This is a genomic window from Streptomyces sp. CB02400, assembly GCF_001905725.1.
GTDB classification, from domain to species: Bacteria; Actinomycetota; Actinomycetes; order Streptomycetales; family Streptomycetaceae; genus Streptomyces; species Streptomyces atrovirens.
Map to the genome: position 1 here is coordinate 51,892 of NZ_LIWB01000017.1, position 18,410 is coordinate 70,301.

Below are 18,410 nucleotides of genomic sequence, written 5' to 3' on the forward strand. Positions count from 1 at the left end.
CCGAAGCCCGAGCCGAAGCCGGAGCCGAAGCCGGACCCGCCCCAAGGGGACGGCAAGAAGAACGTCGGGTCGGAGAGCGACGGCGGTCGGGCGCCGGGTCGTCGGGTGCCGGTGCCCGGTACGGGGGAGTGCCTTCTGTACTCCTTCATGGCCGGCGACCCCGTGCACATCCGCAGCCGTCTGGGCGGCCTCGCCGCCACCGACCGCGCCGCCTACGACTGGCTCGGGAACCCCGACTCGGTACGCGGCGAACTGCGCCGGCAGGCCGGGTCCGGCACCGGGGCCGGCCCTTCGCGGACCGCCCTCCGCGCCATGCGGTCCCACGTGGAGGAGTACGTGCGCCGCAGCGCGGGACGGCTGCATCCGCAGATCATCGGCCAGTTCCGGCAGACGGTCGCCGACGAGTTCGCCACCCGCGTCCAGGGCATGAACCGGGCCGGGAGGCTCGCCCTCCTCGCCCACCACGGCGTCCGGCGGGTCCCCGTCCCCGAGGCCCTCGACCCCACCGAACTGCTGAGGCGGTACGTCGACGCCCGTATGGCGTCGGGGCCCGCCCGCCCGGGCGTCTCCCCGCAGGACGCCAGGGCCGTACTGGAGGCGGAGGCCGAGGACCTGAGCCCGCGCCAGATGTTCGAGTACCTCGGGCAGCACGACCTGCTGCCGACGCCCCGCGACCTCGACGACACCGCACTGGGCCGGCTGCTCGGTACCGCCTACACACAGAGCGCCGCGCCGCTGGACGACACGGAACTGGCCAGGTTCCTGGACGCCGTCGTCCACTGGGAGCAGCGCTGGGGGACGCCGGAGGGGGAGATCTTCCTGCCCCTTGCCGCGCACGCGTTCGACCTGCGGGTCGACGTGGTGCGGTCGTTCCCGGAGGGCCCCCGACGGGTCAGCGCTGCCGGGCCCGACAACGCCACGCGGCAGACGGAGGTCTACTACAACGGCGTCAACCACTACGACGGCAGCGACGCCGGAGCCCGCGACCGGTTCGGCGACCCGGTCCTCCCGAAGCGGATCAAGGACGAGGAACGCGACCAGGACGGCGACGTACGGCTCAACCCCCTGTGGGTGCCGCTGGACGAGGTCGACCCCGACCTGCTGATCACCGGCAACCGCGACGCGGTGTGGCTCTACACGGTCACCGACGACGGGCGGGTGATCCTCGGCACGGAGGACCTGAGCGGGATCGTCACCCCGGAGCAGTTCGACGCGCTGCTGGCGGGGATGCGGGAGAAGGACCCCGACCTGACGGCGGAGACGCTGCGCAGGACGCTCGACGGGCTGGGCCACACCGGCATCGCCGCCGGTTTCGTCGACGACGGCGGCAGGACGGCCGGCCGGACGCTGCCGGGCCGCAGCCGGGTGTCCGGCGAGTTCCGCTGGAGCGGGAGACTGCGTTCCTGGGTGGTGAACGACAAGTCGGGCCGCTACATGAGCGAGACGGTCCGCCCGGGTCTGGACGCCGCGGAGGCCGCCGACTGGCTGACCAACGTGGCGGCCCTGTTCAGCGACCGGCTGGGCGTCGTCGTCCGGACCGACCAGGTGAAGACCGCCGCGCCCCTCCCCCCGCCCCCGCCCGCGCCGGAGCCCCCGAAGACGCAGACGGCCGCCCTGGGCCCCGGCGAGCACGGCCCGGCACCCCGGCCGGAACCCGATGCCGAGGAGGACCTGCACGACGACGACCGGGCCGCGAGCACGGCGACGCCGGACGACGCCGGCCCCGCCCCGGCGCCTCCCCCGTCCCGCTCCCGGGTCGCCTTCGAGCACCGCCACCGGGACATCACCGACCAGGACCAACGCAGGCAGCTCGCCGACCTGGCCGAGCAGATCGTGCTGTCCGGCCTGCGGGACCTCAGGGCAGGTCTCCGGCTCCCCACGATCACGGTCACCGGTTACAGCAACGGCCCGCGCTTCGCGCTGTCCGGTGACGCCGTCGAGCACGCCGAGACGGTCGGCCGGCAACGGGCGGACGCCGTGCGCGACCTCCTCCTCGAGGAGATCAGGCGTCAGCTGGAGCTCAACGAACAGAGCGTGCGCGACGTCGCGGAAGTACGCGGCGGCCCGGTCCGGGCCGAGGACTTCACGGTCGTCACGGAGAGCGGCGGCCGGGACATCGGCGCCGTCGGCCCGATCGACGGCGCCACCGGGCGGGCGGCACGACGGCAGGCGGTCGTCACGGTCGACCGTTCCCCCCTGTCGGAGGCCGTCGCCCGGCTGGCGGAACTGAGCCCGGAGGACTTCGGCCGGCCGGACTACTTCACCGGCCCGGACCGGCTCGCCGGGAACCTCCTGCACCTCGACGACAACCCCGGGGACGACCCCGACTCGGACGACGACTCGGACAGCGACTCGGACAGTGATACGGACGGCGAGTCCACGGACGCCCCTCCCGCCCCGGTGCGTTTCGACGCCGACGACCTGTCGCACCGCGTACGCCGGCTGTACGAGCTGACGGCCGAGGCGATGGCCGCCGGCCGGGCGACCAGCACGGCGTCGCTGACCGCGTACCACCTCGGCCGGCAGGGCCTGCTGTCCGACGCCACCCGCCTGACCGCACCCGACGGCACCCCGCTGGGCCGGAACTGGACGGGCCGGCCCGCCCAGGACCTGGACGTCTCCTCGTACGACGTGGTGGACGGCGACGACCGGAGCCCCCGGCCGGCACCGTGGGCACGCCGGCCCGGTGCTCCCCTCCCGTACGTGATCGGGACGAAGGACGGCGACCACACCAAGGTCAGGCTGTCCCTGCCGGACGGCAGCAAACGGTGGCGGCTCTCGCCGGAGGAGTTCACCGAACTGCTCGCGCAGGACGCGGAACTGGCGGGCCGTGAGGACACCGCCGAGGTGGTGCTCGTCTCGCCGAACGCCGGTGCCATGGGACTGGACATGCCGCGCAGGGCCGCGGCCCGGACGGACCGGACGCTGTGGTCGCACAGCGGCGAGGCCGCCCTGAAGCCGCACCCCGACACCGGCCGGCACCGCATCGAGGTGACCGACGACCGGTCCCTCGGCGACGAGTCGACGGGCGAGTCGGCGGATGAGCCGATGGGCGAGCCGATGGGCGAGTGGATCGCCAGCGACCCCGACGACCTGGGTCCGGACGAGGGACGGCCGGAACCCGGGGAAGGCGTCCTGCGCACGATCGCCGGGAAGACCCTCCGGGACGCGGACGTCAAGTCGGTCACCCTCACCGACGAGGGCCGGCCCGTCGGCCGCGCGGTGGTCAACGGCGCCGACCTGCTCCGGCGCGAGCCGTGGCTCCAGGATCTGGTCCGGTCGACGGAGTGGTCCGTCTACGACCCGGTCACCGGTGAGCCGGTCGGGAATCCCCGGCCGGTGCCGTGGAAGGGCCGCAAGCCCTACTTCTTCCTGGTCCACGGCCTGCCGGGGCAGACCCTCATGGTCGAGAACATGTTCCAGAACAACGTTCCGGTCCGGGGCACGGAAACCGGCGGCTACCTCCGGCGGCGCCCCAGCGTGACCCGGCTGGACCGGGACACCCCCATCGTGTTCCTGTCCTGCTGGGGGAGCGGGCCGGAGGGGTACACCGCCGCCGCGCTGAAGCGGAGCCGCCCGTTCGTCCCCGACCCGCTCGCCGTCTCGTCGGCGGCCCAGGACGTCTCCAACTCGACACGGCGCGACGTCTACGCCCCGGACAGGGAGCACTTGAGCCGCTACGCGAAGGGAAAGCTGTACGACCACGGCATCGGCACCACCCCGGCGAACGACCCGGTGGACATGGTGAGGCTGCGCCCCGAACCGACCCCGGACGAACTCGACGCCCTGGCCGCGCAGGCCGGCCTGGAGACCTCCCCGGACTTCACCCCGGCCATGGCCCGGGACACGGCACTGCGACTGGTCCGCGCCCTGAGGGCCACGTTCGGCGTCGACGTGGAGAAGGACGGGGACGACCCGGCCGGCACGTACCGTCGACTGCTGCGCGGCATCGGCGCCCTGGAGGTCATGCGCCGCGGGGACGGGAACCTGCGGGAGTACGGGGAGCTGACGCTCGACCTGCTCGACCGGGTCACCCGCGCGCACCACGGCCTGACGACCGCCCCCGGCACCCGGCCCGCGCCGCCGGACCCCGACGACGTACGGACGATGCTCGACGCCGCGTCGGCGCGCCTGTCCACCGACCCCCGGTCCGCACTGCCCGACTTCGCCCCCCTGCCCTCCGTGGACCGGGCCCGCGAACTGATCGGCCGCCACGATCCGGACCGGTGGACCCGCCAGGTGCTGGGACTGCGCACATCGGCGCACGTCACCGCGGCCGACCGGCAGAACGCGCTGTGGGCGACGGTCCAGGCCGTGGAGAGCGTGGAGAACCATCCCGACCCCGACGCCCTGACGACGAAGGCGCTCCATCTGACCACCGGCGAGAACCCGCGGGACGAGGCCCTGCGGACGGACCTCCTCCTGATGGCGGCCACGGCGGCGGCCCTCGGCCGCGACGCCTACGACCCCACCGCGCTCGCCGCGTACGACCTCGAACGCCACGGCGCGCTGGACGACCGCACCCTCATCACCTCCGTGAACGGGACGAAGGCCGGCCGCAGTTGGACGGGGAAGCCCGCCCCGAGCCGCATGTGGGCGGACCGCTACGTGATCTCACCCGACGGCGGCCTGGGCAACAGCCGCAGGGCCCTGGCGCCCTGGCACCGGAAGGGTGCCGGAAAGAGCGACCACCCCGGTGGATACGTACTGGACATGAGCGGCACCACCCCGGGACAGGTCGACATGCCCTGGCCGGACGGCACCACCCGCCCGGTGCCCTACGAGGAGATCGCCGAACTGCTCTCCCACGACCCCGTCCTGGCGCAGCTGGACCGGGACGTCACGGTCGTCCCCGTCGGAGCGGGGACGGGGGACGCCGGCCTGGCCGAGGCGATCGCCGCCCGGACGGGGGCCGCCCGGACGGTGTGGCTGCCGACGCGGCCCCTCCGGCTCCTCGACCGGCGGCCGACGGTGAACGAGAGCCTCCTCGTGCTGACCTCACCCCAGGACGACACGGGAGCCCACTGGTCGCAGACCCGTCCGCCCGCGCCCGGACCCGCGGCCCAGCCCTCCGGCCCCGCCCCCGACGTCATCACGGCCGGCGACGACCTCCCGCTCCAGGCGCCGCCGTCCGAGGAGGCCCGGCGCCAGTGGATCGCCGGCGAGGTGAGCGCGGAGGACCTGCCCGGCACCCCGCCGGGGTTCACCGGCGCCGAGACCGTCACCCTGGCCGAACTGAGGGACGCGGACATCGAGATCACCCCCGGAATGGACGTCGAGGCACAGCTCGGCGGAGGCGTGCGGGGCGGCGGACTGGCACCGCTCGACCAGGTGCGGCTGCTGCTGGCCCGCCCCGGCCCGTGGCCGGACGCCCTCGACGCCGTCGCGGCCGCGGTGTCGCGCCGGATCTGGCGCTCGGCGTTCACGGCCTTCGAGACCGCGACCCCGGGCCCGGACGCCGTCCAGGCGTGGAGCACGGCCCTCGGGCTGCTCCTGCCGGGCGATGCGGACTCCGTGCTCGCGGACTGGCGGTACGCGGCGGAGGCGTACCGCGACGCGGTGCGCCGGCTCGCCGACCTGCTGGCGGCGGAAGGGACGGACCCCCGGACGGTCGCGCGCCTCGCCGCCCGGTTCCGGGAGATCCTCGGACTGCCGCCCCTCGGGACAGGTGATCCGGATGCCCAGTAGGCGAAGCAGGAGGACGGATGGCAGCCGACGAGCCGAGTGACCGGAGCGGGACAGCGATGATGCCCACGCCCCCCGACGACATCGTCGAGGCCGCACGGCTCGCGCCGGACCACTGGATCAGCATGATCGACCCCGGCTGGGACGGCGAGGGCGTCCCGCCCGACCGGGTCGTGGTCGGCCGCTGGCGCACGGGAGCGACCGGGGAGATCGAGGAGTGGGAGGACAACGAGGCGTACCGTCCCTCCCCGGAGTCGCTCGGCTGGCCCGAGCCCACCGACGACGTCGACAGAGCCCTCCAGCTCGCCGTCACCGGTTACGGACCGCCCGAGGACGTCCTGCGCGCCCTGGCCACCGCCGAGGTGGCGGTGCTGACCCTGCCGGACGGATCCCTGGTGACCGCCGCGGTGGAGGACGGCGGGCTCGTGGTCCCGGTCTTCACCTCCTCGTCCCACCTCCACAGCGTCGGCGGCTTCGCCTTCGAACGCGTCACCGTCCCGGCCCTCCTGGACCGCCTGCCCCCGGGCCACGCGTTCTACGTCAACCCGGCCGGCCCGGTGGGCAGCGTGCTGGAGCCCGATCGGCTCGGGGAGACGATCACGGGCGGAACACAACCGGGCGGCACACCTGGTCCTCATAACATCACCGGGTGACGGCCCACAGGGCTCGGGGACTTCCACGAAGGAGCGTGTCCGTGCAGCGCACCGGTCTGTACTACCCGTACGTCCACTTCCGTGATCCGGCGTGGATCAAAGCCGCCGCGCTGTACTTGCCGGAGATGGCCCGCGTGGTGCCCGGGGGCTTCCGCGTCTCGGACCCGGACCACGTCCGTGTCCTGCGGGACGACCTCGGCTTCGTCCAGGACATCGACCCCGCCGGGGCCGTCGAGGCTGCGTCACGGCACCTGCTGCGACTCGTGGACGAGCGTGGTGAGGAGCTGCGGAGCCATTTTGGTGTCCAGGGCGCCGGCGCCCTGGACACCGTGGACGTGGTGAACGCCGAACCCTCGCCGCCCGGCACACCGGCACCCGTGGGCGACCAGGCACGCTTCTTCTCGACCGGGGGCCGGCCGTTGGCGGGCCTGTACCCGGGGGAGATGTCGCCGGAGCTGAGGGACGCCCTGTTCGGTACCGGACTGGCGGTGCGGCGGGTGCGCAACACGGTCAGCCATGACGCGCACCACGCGTGGGTGGGGATGGACCCGGCGCTCGCCTGGGTCTACAAGTGCGCGCTGACCGCCGAACTCGCGGGGCCGCACCGCCTTCCTCCCCGTCACCGACCAGGAGGCCGCCCACACGGCCGTCGACCCCTGGGACGCCGAGCGGATGGCGGCGGTCCTCCTGGGCGGGGCCCCCGCCCCGGTCGGAACCGGCGACCTGGCGGGGCGGGTCGGGGTCCTGTCGGTGCGGTGCGTGCTCCCCGCACGGCTCGCGGTGGTGCCCGCCGAGAAGATCGTGGAACTCCGCAAGAAGTACGAACCGGAGTTCTTCGCCTACATGGACGCCATCGCCCGGACGGCGGCGGACCTGCGCGAGGAACTGGCCGGCATCCGCAGTCGGCGGGCACTGGACACGTACGTGCGGCAGGCGGTGCACAAGGACTTCGAAGTCGAGCTGGTGAAGCTGCGCGAGGCCATGAACGGCGTCGGCCTCCAGACGATCACCACCTCCGTCAGCACCACGTTCGACACCCCCACCTCGGCGGCCCTGGCGAGCGGACTGATCGGCACGGTCGGCGGCACCATGGCGGGCAGCGCGGCGGGCATCGTGGCCGGCGTCGGCGCGACAGCCGTGGGCGTCCTCGGCGGGGCCCGGAGACAGCGCGACGCGGCACTCGCCGCATCCCCGGTCAGCTTCCTCCTGCGCGTCGAACGCGGGCTGAGACCCACCACCGCGGTGCGCCGGATCGGACGCGCCCTGCGACGGAGCGTCGGCGCCGACGTGTGAGCGGGACGCGCGGGGCGGGGCCGCCCCCTCAGCACTCGATGATGTTCACCGCGAGCCCGCCCCGCGCCGTCTCCTTGTACTTGACCGACATGTCCGCGCCGGTGTCCTTCATCGTCTTGATGACCTTGTCCAGGGACACCTTGTGCGAGCCGTCGCCGCGCATCGCCATCCGGGCCGCCGTGACCGCCTTCACCGCGGCCATGCCGTTGCGCTCGATGCACGGGATCTGCACCAGGCCGCCGACGGGGTCGCAGGTCAGGCCGAGGTTGTGCTCCATGCCGATCTCGGCGGCGTTCTCCACCTGCTCGGGGGAGCCGCCCAGCACCTCCGCCAGCGCGCCCGCCGCCATCGAGCAGGCGGAGCCGACCTCGCCCTGGCAGCCGACCTCGGCGCCGGAGATGGAGGCGTTCTCCTTGAAGAGCATGCCGATCGCGCCGGCCGCCAGCAGGAAGCGGACCACGCCCTCCTCGTCGGCGCCGGGCACGAAGTTCATGTAGTAGTGCAGGACGGCGGGGATGATCCCGGCCGCGCCGTTCGTCGGGGCGGTGACGACCCGGCCGCCGGCCGCGTTCTCCTCGTTCACGGCCATGGCGTACAGGGTGATCCACTCCATGGCGAGGGCCTGCGGGTCGCCCTCGGAGCGCAGCTTGCGCGCGGTGTTCGCGGCGCGGCGGCGCACCTTCAGGCCGCCCGGCAGGATGCCCTCGCGGGACATGCCCCGGTCCACGCACGCCCGCATCACGCGCCATATCTCCAGCAGCCCCTCGCGGATCTCCTCCTCGCTCCGCCAGGCGCGCTCGTTCTCCAGCATCAGGGCGGAGATGGACAGGCCGGTCTCCCGCGTCAGGCGCAGCAGCTCGTCGCCCGTGCGGAAGGGGTGCTTCAGGACCGTGTCGTCCAGCACGATGCGGTCCGCGCCCACCGCGTCCTCGTCCACGACGAAACCGCCGCCGACCGAGTAGTACGTCTTGGTCAGCAGCTCCGCGCCGGAACCGTCGTACGCCCACAGCGTCATGCCGTTGGCGTGGTACGGGAGCGCCTTGCGGCGGTGCAGCACCATGTCGTCGTCGAAGGAGAACGCGATCTCGTGCTCGCCGAGCAGCCGGATCCGGCCACCGTCCTTGATCTTCTCCACCCGCTCGTCGGCCGACTCCACGTCCACCGTGCGCGGCGAGTCGCCCTCCAGGCCCAGCAGCACCGCCTTGGGCGTGCCGTGGCCGTGTCCGGTGGCGCCCAGGGAGCCGTACAGCTCCGCCCGGACCGAGGCGACCGAGTCCAGCAGGTCCTCGTTGCGCAGCCGCCGGGCGAACATCCGGGCCGCCCGCATCGGGCCGACCGTGTGCGAGCTGGACGGGCCGATGCCGATCGAGAAGAGATCGAAGACCGAGATGGCCACGGGAGGACTCCTAAGGGTTCGGCGGACGACGCTGTCCACCGGGAAAGGGTGGTTCAGAAGATCGGAAGGTCTGGGGATCGGAAGGTCTGGGGATCGGAAGAGAGGGATCGTTTATGCGGCGGTGCACGGTGCGGGGCACCGCGCCCACCGACCCAGTGTGCGCGATGCCCCTGATGTCCGTACGTATGAAAGCGTACGAAATTACTTCAGACCGGGGTACAGCGGGTGCTTCGCGGCGAGTGCCGTCACCCGGGCCCGGAGCGCCTCCACGTCGAAGGACGGCTTCAGCGCCTCGGCGATCACGTCCGCGACCTCGGCGAAGTCCTCGGCCGTGAAGCCGCGGGTGGCCAGGGCGGGCGTACCGATGCGCAGCCCCGAGGTGACCATCGGCGGGCGCGGGTCGTTCGGGATCGCGTTGCGGTTGACCGTGATGCCGACCTCGTGGAGGCGGTCCTCGGCCTGCTGGCCGTCCAGCTCCGAGTTGCGCAGGTCGACCAGGACCAGGTGCACGTCCGTGCCGCCGGACAGCACGTCCACGCCCACGGCCTTCACGTCGTCCTTGACCAGCCGCTCGGCCAGGATGCGGGCACCCTCCAGGGTGCGGCGCTGGCGCTCCTTGAAGTCCTCGGTGGCGCACACCTTGAAGGCGACCGCCTTGGCGGCGATCACGTGCTCCAGCGGACCGCCCTGCTGGCCGGGGAAGACCGCGGAGTTGATCTTCTTGGCCAGCTCGGCCGTGGAGAGGATCACACCGCCGCGCGGGCCGCCGAGGGTCTTGTGCGTGGTCGTCGTCACGACATGCGCGTGCGGGACCGGGTTCGGGTGCAGGCCCGCGGCGACCAGGCCGGCGAAGTGCGCCATGTCGACCATGAGGTACGCGCCGACCTCGTCCGCGATCCGGCGGAACGCGGCGAAGTCGAGCTGACGCGGGTACGCCGACCAGCCGGCCACGATCAGCTTCGGCTTGCTCTCCTTGGCGAGCCGCTCGACCTCGGCCATGTCGACCTGGCCGTCGTCGCCGACGTGGTACGCGACCACGTTGTAGAGCTTGCCGGAGAAGTTGATCTTCATGCCGTGGGTCAGGTGCCCGCCGTGCGCGAGGTTCAGACCCATGATCGTGTCGCCGGGCTTGAGCAGCGCGAACATCGCGGCGGCGTTGGCCTGCGCGCCCGAGTGCGGCTGCACGTTGGCGTGCTCGGCGCCGAAGAGCTCCTTGACCCGGTCGATGGCGATCTGCTCGATCACGTCGACGTGCTCGCAGCCGCCGTAGTAGCGGCGGCCGGGGTAGCCCTCGGCGTACTTGTTGGTGAGGACCGAGCCCTGGGCCTCCATGACCGCGACCGGGGCGAAGTTCTCCGAGGCGATCATCTCGAGGGTGGACTGCTGGCGGTGCAGCTCGGCGTCGACGGCGGCGGCGACGGCCGGGTCCAGCTCGTGCAGGGGCGTGTTCAGAAGCGACATGCGGCTACGGCTCCTCAGCCCTTGATGAAGGCGTCGTACTCGGCGGCGGTCAGCAGGTCGGCCGGCTCGTCGGTGACGCGCACCTTGAACAGCCAGCCGCCCTCGAAGGGGGCCGAGTTCACCAGCGACGGGTCGTTCACCACGTCCTCGTTGACCTCGGTGATCTCACCGCCGACGGGGGAGTACAGGTCGCTGACCGACTTGGTCGACTCCAGCTCGCCGCAGGTCTCGCCCGCGGTCACGCCGTCACCGACCGCGGGGAGCTGGACGAAGACCACGTCGCCGAGCGCGTTGGCCGCGTGCTCCGTGATACCGACCGTCGACACGCCGTCCTCGGCGGCCGACAGCCACTCGTGCTCCTTGCTGTAACGCAGCTGCGTGGGGTTGCTCATGTCCTGGATTCTCCTGTACGCGGGGGACTGCTGATGAGGGAGGGGACTGCTGTGCGGCGCCGGTGAGCAGGCACGACGCGCTCACCTCACGCGCGGAAAGTCGTCTACGACGGTGTCACTTCTGCCGCTTGTAGAACGGCAGCGCCACGACCTCGTACGGCTCGTGGCTGCCGCGGATGTCCACGCCGACACCCTCGGTGCCGGGCGCCGCGTGGGCGGCGTCGACGTACGCCATCGCGATCGGCTTGCCCAGCGTCGGGGAGGGGGCGCCGGAGGTGACCTCGCCGATCACCTCGCCGCCGGCCACGACCGCGTACCCGGAGCGCGGGACCCGGCGGCCCTCGGCGACCAGGCCGACCAGGACGCGCGGAGGCTGCGACGCGGCACGCTCGGCGGCCTCGGTGAGCGCCGTACGGCCCACGAAGTCGCCCTCCTTCTCGAACTTCACCACCCGGCCCAGACCGGCGTCGAAGGGCGTGAGGGAGGTGCTCAGCTCATTGCCGTACAGCGGCATGCCGGCCTCCAGGCGCAGCGTGTCCCGGCAGGACAGCCCGCAGGGAACCAGACCGGCGCCCTCGCCGGCCTTGGTCAGCGCCTGCCACAGCTCGACCGCGTGCTCGGGCTTCACGAACAGCTCGAAGCCGTCCTCGCCGGTGTAGCCGGTACGGGCGATGAGCGCGGGCACCCCGGCGACCGTGCCGGGCAGACCGGCGTAGTACTTCAGGCCGTCCAGGTCGGCGTCGGTGAGCGAGGCGAGGATGCCGGGGGACTCGGGGCCCTGCACGGCCAGCAGCGCGTAGGCGTCGCGGTCGTCGCGGACCTCGGCGTCGAAGCCGGCCGAGCGCTCGACGAGCGCGTCGAGCACCGTCTGTGCGTTGGAGGCGTTGGCGACCACCATGTACTCGGCGTCGTCCAGCCGGTAGACGATCAGGTCGTCCAGGATGCCGCCGTCCTCGCGGCAGATCATGGTGTAGCGGGCGCGGCCGGGCTTCACGCTGCCGATGTTGCCGACCAGGGCGTGGTCGAGGAGCGCGGCGGCCCCCGGTCCGGTGACGGTGATCTCGCCCATGTGCGAGAGGTCGAAGAGGCCGGCCTTGGTGCGGACGGCGTTGTGCTCGTCGCGCTCGGAGCCGTAGCGCAGGGGCATGTCCCAGCCGGCGAAGTCGGTCATCGTCGCGCCGAGCGAACGGTGCAGGGCGTCGAGCGCGGTCCGGCGGGGTTCGGTACTGCTCATCGGTCGGTCTCCCAAAGGCGATGGGGGTCCCTCCCGCGCGAGTTCATTCGAGCGTGGGGGATGGCGAGGACGTTTCCTCCCCATCTGTCATCGGAACCTGAGAGGTTCGCCATGACCGCCCACGCAGGGGCGTCCTGGCTTGCACCTTGGGTGGAGCCACCGGAGCACTGCTGATGCCCTTCGGCGGCCCGCTTTTCAGATGTGCCTCGCCCGCGCGGTAACGGGGCCTGAGAGATTCAAGGGAGGGACTTGCTCCTTCGGCGCCCCGGCGGCAAACGGTGCCGGGGACTCTCCCGCGCGGATTCAAACGGCCGGTATGCAGTTGGCGCGCACATCATTGCACGCATTGCGGGGGCGCGGCAGGGGGACCCTTCCCAGGGGGTGCACAGGGTGTGCGGGCACTGTCACAGGGGGCTGTGACAAGCCTGTTTCAGGAAACGGACGGAAACGACAGACACCCGGCATTACCTTCTCTTTACACTCGGCGGGGATCGGTACTCGTACCCGGCCCCAGGGGAGGACGATCACGGTGAACAGGACCACGGCGTGCGCCACCACCACGGGCGTCACGCTGCCCCAGCAGCCGGCCGCTCAGGCCCGTCGGGCCCGCGGCGCGCTGCCGGCGCCCGTAGTCCGCGATCTGCGCGCACGGGCCGGCCGCAGCCCGCGCGCCCTGCTCTTCGGACCCCGGGACCTCGTCGTGGTCACCGGGCTGCCCGGCAGCGGCAAGTCCACCCTGATGCGGCGCACGGTGCGCGGCACCCGCGTCGACTCCCAGGACACCCGGGACCGCTGGGACGGCCGCATGCCGCGCCTCCTGCCGTACGCGGTCTACCGCCCGCTGGTCCGCCTCGCCCACTACGCCGGGCTGCGCCGCGTGCTGCGGACCGGAGGGCCGGTCGTCGTGCACGACTGCGGTACGCAGGCCTGGGTGCGCCGCTGGCTGGCCCGCGAGGCCCGTCGCCGGGGCGCGAGCCTGCATCTGCTGCTGCTCGACGTCACCCCGCAGCAGGCCCTGGCCGGCCAGCGCGAACGCGGGCGCGGTGTCTCCCGGTACGCGTTCCTGCGCCACCGCGCGGCGAGCGAACGGCTGCTGCGCGCGGTGGAGCGGGGCGCGCTGCCGGCGGGCGCGGGTTCGGCGGTCCTGATCGACCGGGACGCGGCGGACGCGCTGCGCCGGGTCGGCTTCACGGGCTGACCGGCTCCACGGGCCGACGGGTAGCCTTTCCAGCCACAGCAGCGGTTCCAGGCAGCAGGCGGTAGGCAGATGGACTTCCCGGCGGACTTCCCGGCACAGACGCACCCCCATCCGCACGGCGGATGGCCCGGCAACGAGCTGGAGGAGGTGCTCTCCGCCTCCCTCGGCGTCCCCTCGGCGGGCGGCAGGATCGTCGAGGTGCTGGGTCGCAGCTTCGTCTGGGTCCCGCTGCCGAACGGCGGCGGCCCGGACAGCGGCCCGCTGGACCTGCCCGCCATGGAGATCGACGGCCAGGTCCACGTCCCCGTCTTCAGCTCCGAGGAGCAGTTCCGCCAGGTCGTCGGCTCCCACATGCCGTACACGATCGCGCCCGCCGTGGAGTTCGCCCGAGGTCTGCCGCCGCAGGCCGGGATCGCGGTGAACCCCGGCGGCGTGGTCGGCATCCCGCTGCCGCCGCCGGCCGTCGCCGAACTGTGCCGGGCCGGACGCACCCCGCTGGACGGCCCGGCGACCGGCGGCAGGGTCCGGCTGTTCGAGCCCGACTGGCAGGACGACCCGCTGGACTTCCTCGCCGCCGCCTCGGCGGAGTTCGACGCCCTCGGCGTGGTGACCACCGCCCGCCGCTGCCTCGCCGCGATCGAGACGGCCGACCCGGTCCTCTTCATCGGCGTGGAACTCTCCCGATGGGAGGGCGACGCCCGCACCCTCCCCCTGAACGCCCTGGGCCGAGCCCTCGGCCGAACCCCGTCCCCCTGGCCGGTCAACCTCATCGTCCTGGACATCGCCCAGGACCCGGTGGGCGACTGGCTCCGCACAAAGGTCCACCCCTTCTACCAGCGCCGGCAGTAGGGGCGCGGACCCACCCGCACCTTCTCAACGGCGCTCGCAGCAACTTCCCAGGGGCGCGGGGCTGTATCGATGTGCGGCTCCGCCGCGTGGGCGCGACCAACCCCCCAGGGGCGCGGGGAACTGCGCGACAAGCCACAACAAACCCGCACCCGCCCACGGCGCCACGGCCCCGAGCTCTCCCGCGAGCTCACCGCAATGCAGCCAGGCAGCCCGCCGCACGGTGTCGGCTTAAGCTAGGTCCATCCGCTGGCGAGGTACGGAGGGGCGATACAAGTGAGCGCTGGCACCGCGGCGACCGGACAGGTCGAGCACATGCTGCGCCAGGTGACGCCCGGGCGTTACGACGCGTACGAGGCACTGCTGCGCGCCCTCGCGACCCCCGCCTCCGGCCAGGTCTGGATGCTGCTCTGGCACGGCCAGGCCGGCTCCCCGGACGCCCAGTACGGAAACATGGAAGTCGAGGGCTTCGGCTACGCCCCCTGCGTCACCTCCGCCCAGGAACTGTCCGCCAGCGGCTGGAACCGGTCGTACGAGGTGGTCGACGGCCTCGAAGTGGCCCGCGCGCTCTACCCCGACCGTTACGGCCTCTGGCTCAATCCGCACGCCCCCGGCGGCGGCGTCGGCATCCCCTGGCTGGACCTGCGCCGGATCGCCGGCGGCCTGGACCGCCAGCCCGCCGGACCGCTGCGGCTGTCCGAACCGGCCATCGAGATCCCGCAGTTCTACGCCCTCCTCGCGCAGAACGCCCACCGCACCCCGGCCGTCCGCGCCCTGCGCCGCGCCTGGGTGCAGCCCGCGCTGGGCGCCCCGTACCTCGCCATCGGCCTGGACGTGTACGACACCTCCCCGCCCGCCGTGGACGCCGTACGCGCGATGATGCAGCAGTCCCTCGGCGCGGTCCCGGACGGACTGCCCGTGTCGACCGTCGCGATGTCCGACGAGCACGACCCGGTCGCGATGTGGCTGCGCGCCAACTCCCGCCCGTTCTACGACCGCGAGGCCCACGGCGCCGCGCCGTCCCCCGCCGCGGCCTACGGCTACCCGCCCGCGCACCGGGGCTGACCGGCCCGGACGCCGCCGTACTGACGGGGCGTCACTGTCCACGGAGTGGACAGGGTCAGGGGGCCGGAGTCGCCGCGTCCGCTTGGCCTGCCACATGCCGCTGATTTCCCGCCACATTTTCGGCCATGCGCGCTCAGCGACTACCTGTTGACCGCCCGTCACCTGCGGTTTCACCCGTTCTTCACGCTTCCCCGGTGCCACCTGGGCGACCGTCGCGACGGCGTTTCTGTGTCCGGCGGGTTAAATCCTGACGGGGGAACGCCTGAACCGTCCCTTATGTCAACTGTTCAGATCTCAGGTAGGTATCACCGCTATCCGGACTGTTCCTGACCGACTGCGAACGTCTGTAGTGTTCGGCCGGTCAAGATGCATCCACATAGCGGACCCGGAGTGGCCCCAGTATGCGCATATTCAAGTCCCGAACCGCTCGGGCGATCACGGCCGCGGTGGCGGTCGGTCTGATCGCCACGGGCTGCTCCAGCGAACGGGACGCTGACAACGAAAGCGGCGGCGGCAAGAAGGACACCTTCGTCTTCGCCGGTGCAGGTGACCCGGGTTCCCTGGACCCTGCCCTCGCGAGCGACGGTGAAACCTTCCGCGTGACGCGCCAGGCGTTCGAGGCCCTGCTCGAGCACGAGTCCGGCGGCACCAAGCTGGTCGGCGGCCTCGCCGAGACCTGGTCGAGCAACGACGAGGGCACCGTCTGGACCTTCAACCTCCGCAAGGGCGTGAAGTTCCACGACGGCGAGGCGTTCAACGCCGCGGCCGTCTGCGCCAACTACGACCACTGGTTCAACTGGACGGGCACCTACCAGTCCAGCGCGGTCTCCTACTACTGGCAGACCATCATGGGCGGCTTCGCGAAGAACGAGGACAAGGAGACGCCCGAGGCGAACTACAAGTCCTGCACCGCGAAGGACGAGAACACCGCCGTCATCGAGGTCAAGGAGCCCTCCGCCAACCTTCCCGGCGGCTTCTCCCTCCAGGCCCTGGCGATCCACTCGCCGAAGGCCCTCAAGGAGTACGAGAAGGAGGAGGCGACCGCCAAGGGCGACGCCATCACGTACCCCAAGTACAGCCAGGAGGCCGGCACGGTCGCCGGTACCGGCCCGTACAAGATCACGAAGTGGAACAAGGGCAACAAGGAAGTCACCCTTGAGCGCTTCGACGACTACTGGGGCGAGAAGGCGAAGATCAAGAACCTGGTCTTCCGCACCATCGACACCGAAGAGGGCCGCCGCCAGGCGCTCCAGGCCGGTGACATCGACGGCTACGACCTCGTCGCCCCGGCCGACGTCAAGACCCTCGAGGACGAGGGCTACGTCGTCCCGACCCGTGGCGTCTTCAACCTCTTCTACGTGGGCATGAGCCAGGAGGCCAACAAGGCCCTCAAGAAGAAGGAAGTCCGCCAGGCGATCGCGCAGGCGATCGACAAGGAGAACCTGGTCAAGACCCAGCTGCCCGAGGGCGGCAAGGTCGCCGACCAGTTCATGCCGGACACCATCGCGGGCTACTCCAAGAACGTCAAGAAGTACCCGTACGACACCGCCGCCTCCAAGGCACTCCTCAAGAAGGCCGGTGAGGAGAAGCTCAAGGTCGAGTTCTGCTACCCGACCGAGGTCACCCGCCCGTACATGCCTGCCCCGCAGGACCTGTTCGAGCTGATGAAGGCCGACCTGGAGAAGGCCGGCATCACCGTCACGCCGAAGGCCATGAAGTGGGCCCCGGACTACATCGACGCCACCGAGGCGGGCTCCTGCGACCTGCACATGCTCGGCTGGACCGGTGACTTCAACGACGGCTACAACTTCATCGGCACCTGGTTCGCCGGGTACGACAAGCAGTGGGGCTTCAAGGACAAGAAGGTCTTCGACGCCGTGAACGCCGGCTCGAAGATGGGCAAGGCCGAGGAGCGCACCGCCGCGTACGAGAAGGCCAACGAGGCCATCATGGAGTACCTGCCGGGTGTTCCGATCTCGTCCTCCCCGCCGGCCATCGCCTTCGCCAAGAACGTGAACCCGCCGAACGTCTCCCCGCTGACGCAGGAAGTCTTCGCCGAGACGTCCTTCAAGTAGGCGAGCAGCGGTAGGAAACCGAAACGGGGGGTCCGCCCGGTCGTCGCAACTCGGCGGCCGGGCGGGTCCATTCATGTAAGACATCACGCAAGAAAGGGGCATGCGGGGTGCTGCGTCTCGTCGTACGAAGACTGCTCCAGCTCATACCCACGCTGCTCGGCCTGTCGGTTCTGCTCTTCCTGTGGCTCGACCGTCTGCCCGGTGGGCCCGCCTCAGCGATCCTGGGGGAGAAGGCCACCGAGGCCGAAGTGGCGCGCATCAACCGCGCGCTCGGGCTGGACCAGCCCGTCTACGTCCAGTACTGGCGTTTCCTCAAGCGCATCGCCGAACTCGACCTGGGCACCTCCACCCAGACCGGACAGCCGGTGTGGGACGAGTTCGTCCTGCGCTTCCCCGCGACCGTGGAGCTGTCCCTCCTCGCGATCCTGATCGCGGTCGCCGTCGGCGTGCCCCTCGGCTACTTCGCGGCCCGCAACCGCGGTGGCTGGCTCGACGTCAGCGCGGTCTCCGGATCGCTCGTCGGCATCTGCATCCCGGTCTTCTTCCTGGCCCTGCTCCTCAAGCAGGTCTTCGCCGTCCAGCTCGGGATCTTCCCCAGCTACGGACGCCAGGACACTGGCATCAACGCCACCGACGTGACCGGCTTCGCCGTCCTGGACGGCATCCTCACCGGGGAGTTCGACGCCTCCTGGGACGCGATCACGCACCTGATCCTGCCCTCCGTCGCCCTGGCCTCCATCCCGCTCGCGGTCATCGTGCGCATGACCCGCGCCAGCGTCCTCGAAGTGCAGGACGAGGACTACGTCCGCACCGCCGAGGCCAAGGGCCTCAAGCGGAGCGTCGTCCGCACCCGGCACGTGCTGCGCAACGCGATGCTCCCCGTGGTGACCGCGGTCGGCCTGCTCACCGGCTCCCTGCTGTCCGGCGCGGTCCTGACCGAGTCCGTGTTCTCCTTCGGCGGCATCGGCTCCTTCATCCGGACCGCGATCGACGGCCGCGACTACCCCGTGCTCGTCGGGTTCATCATGTTCATCGCGCTGATATACGTCCTGATCAACTTGTTGGTGGACCTGGCGTACAGCCTCATCGACCCGAGAGTGCGGGTGCACTGA

Annotated in this window: 12 protein-coding genes, 1 pseudogene and 2 riboswitches; of the genes and pseudogenes, 9 read left to right on the top strand and 4 right to left on the bottom strand. The window is 71.8% G+C overall.

Going from position 1 to position 18,410, the window contains the following annotated elements; translation table 11 throughout:
• Window positions 1–147: 147 nt before the first annotated feature.
• From AMK33_RS44790 to AMK33_RS44800, 4 genes and pseudogenes are all read left to right on the top strand, one after another.
• The gene (locus AMK33_RS44790) at window positions 148–5,688 is read left to right on the top strand and encodes a lonely Cys domain-containing protein (protein ID WP_158075151.1); all 5,541 of its coding nucleotides are present in this window, start codon (window positions 148–150) and stop codon (window positions 5,686–5,688) included.
• A gap of 17 nt (window positions 5,689–5,705) precedes the next feature.
• The gene (locus AMK33_RS31205; RefSeq protein WP_107425265.1) at window positions 5,706–6,338 is read left to right on the top strand and encodes a type VII secretion system-associated protein; all 633 of its coding nucleotides are present in this window, start codon (window positions 5,706–5,708) and stop codon (window positions 6,336–6,338) included.
• A gap of 125 nt (window positions 6,339–6,463) precedes the next feature.
• Window positions 6,464–6,874: pseudogene (locus AMK33_RS44795) on the top strand (DUF6236 family protein); the annotation flags it as partial.
• A gap of 136 nt (window positions 6,875–7,010) precedes the next feature.
• Entirely contained in the window at window positions 7,011–7,631 is a 621-nt protein-coding gene (locus tag AMK33_RS44800; protein ID WP_443030945.1) for a DUF6236 family protein, read from the top strand.
• Between the two features lie 28 nt (window positions 7,632–7,659).
• Here the strand turns inward: AMK33_RS44800 and AMK33_RS31215 are convergent, their stop codons facing one another.
• From AMK33_RS31215 to gcvT, 4 genes are all read right to left on the bottom strand, one after another.
• A complete protein-coding gene (locus AMK33_RS31215; RefSeq protein ID WP_073936365.1) occupies window positions 7,660–9,027 on the bottom strand; it encodes an L-serine ammonia-lyase in 1,368 nt (455 codons plus the stop codon).
• Window positions 9,028–9,228: 201 nt separating this feature from the next.
• Window positions 9,229–10,488: a serine hydroxymethyltransferase gene (gene glyA / locus AMK33_RS31220; RefSeq protein WP_073936366.1), complete on the bottom strand. Its 1,260-nt coding sequence runs from the start codon at window positions 10,486–10,488 to the stop codon at window positions 9,229–9,231.
• A gap of 14 nt (window positions 10,489–10,502) precedes the next feature.
• A complete protein-coding gene (gene gcvH, locus AMK33_RS31225) occupies window positions 10,503–10,880 on the bottom strand; it encodes a glycine cleavage system protein GcvH (protein ID WP_073936367.1) in 378 nt (125 codons plus the stop codon).
• Window positions 10,881–10,995: 115 nt separating this feature from the next.
• Window positions 10,996–12,114: a glycine cleavage system aminomethyltransferase GcvT gene (gene gcvT / locus AMK33_RS31230; protein WP_073936368.1), complete on the bottom strand. Its 1,119-nt coding sequence runs from the start codon at window positions 12,112–12,114 to the stop codon at window positions 10,996–10,998.
• Between the two features lie 74 nt (window positions 12,115–12,188).
• Window positions 12,189–12,319: riboswitch (glycine riboswitch) on the bottom strand.
• A riboswitch (glycine riboswitch) is annotated at window positions 12,320–12,420 on the bottom strand.
• Window positions 12,421–12,643: 223 nt separating this feature from the next.
• Here gcvT and AMK33_RS31235 point away from each other — a divergent pair.
• From AMK33_RS31235 to AMK33_RS31255, 5 genes are all read left to right on the top strand, one after another.
• Window positions 12,644–13,312, top strand: coding sequence for an AAA family ATPase (locus AMK33_RS31235; RefSeq protein ID WP_107425266.1), 669 nt, complete (start codon window positions 12,644–12,646; stop codon window positions 13,310–13,312).
• 69 nt (window positions 13,313–13,381) lie between these two features.
• On the top strand, window positions 13,382–14,161 hold the full coding sequence (locus tag AMK33_RS31240; RefSeq protein ID WP_073936369.1) for an enhanced serine sensitivity protein SseB: 780 nt from the start codon (window positions 13,382–13,384) through the stop codon (window positions 14,159–14,161).
• A gap of 312 nt (window positions 14,162–14,473) precedes the next feature.
• Window positions 14,474–15,223, top strand: a complete 750-nt coding sequence (locus AMK33_RS31245) for an enhanced serine sensitivity protein SseB C-terminal domain-containing protein (protein ID WP_107425274.1) — start codon at window positions 14,474–14,476, stop codon at window positions 15,221–15,223.
• A 401-nt stretch (window positions 15,224–15,624) separates the two neighbouring features.
• Complete coding sequence (locus AMK33_RS31250) at window positions 15,625–17,298, top strand: ABC transporter substrate-binding protein (protein ID WP_073936371.1); 1,674 nt, start codon at window positions 15,625–15,627, stop codon at window positions 17,296–17,298.
• A gap of 107 nt (window positions 17,299–17,405) precedes the next feature.
• Complete coding sequence (locus AMK33_RS31255) at window positions 17,406–18,410, top strand: ABC transporter permease (protein WP_073936372.1); 1,005 nt, start codon at window positions 17,406–17,408, stop codon at window positions 18,408–18,410.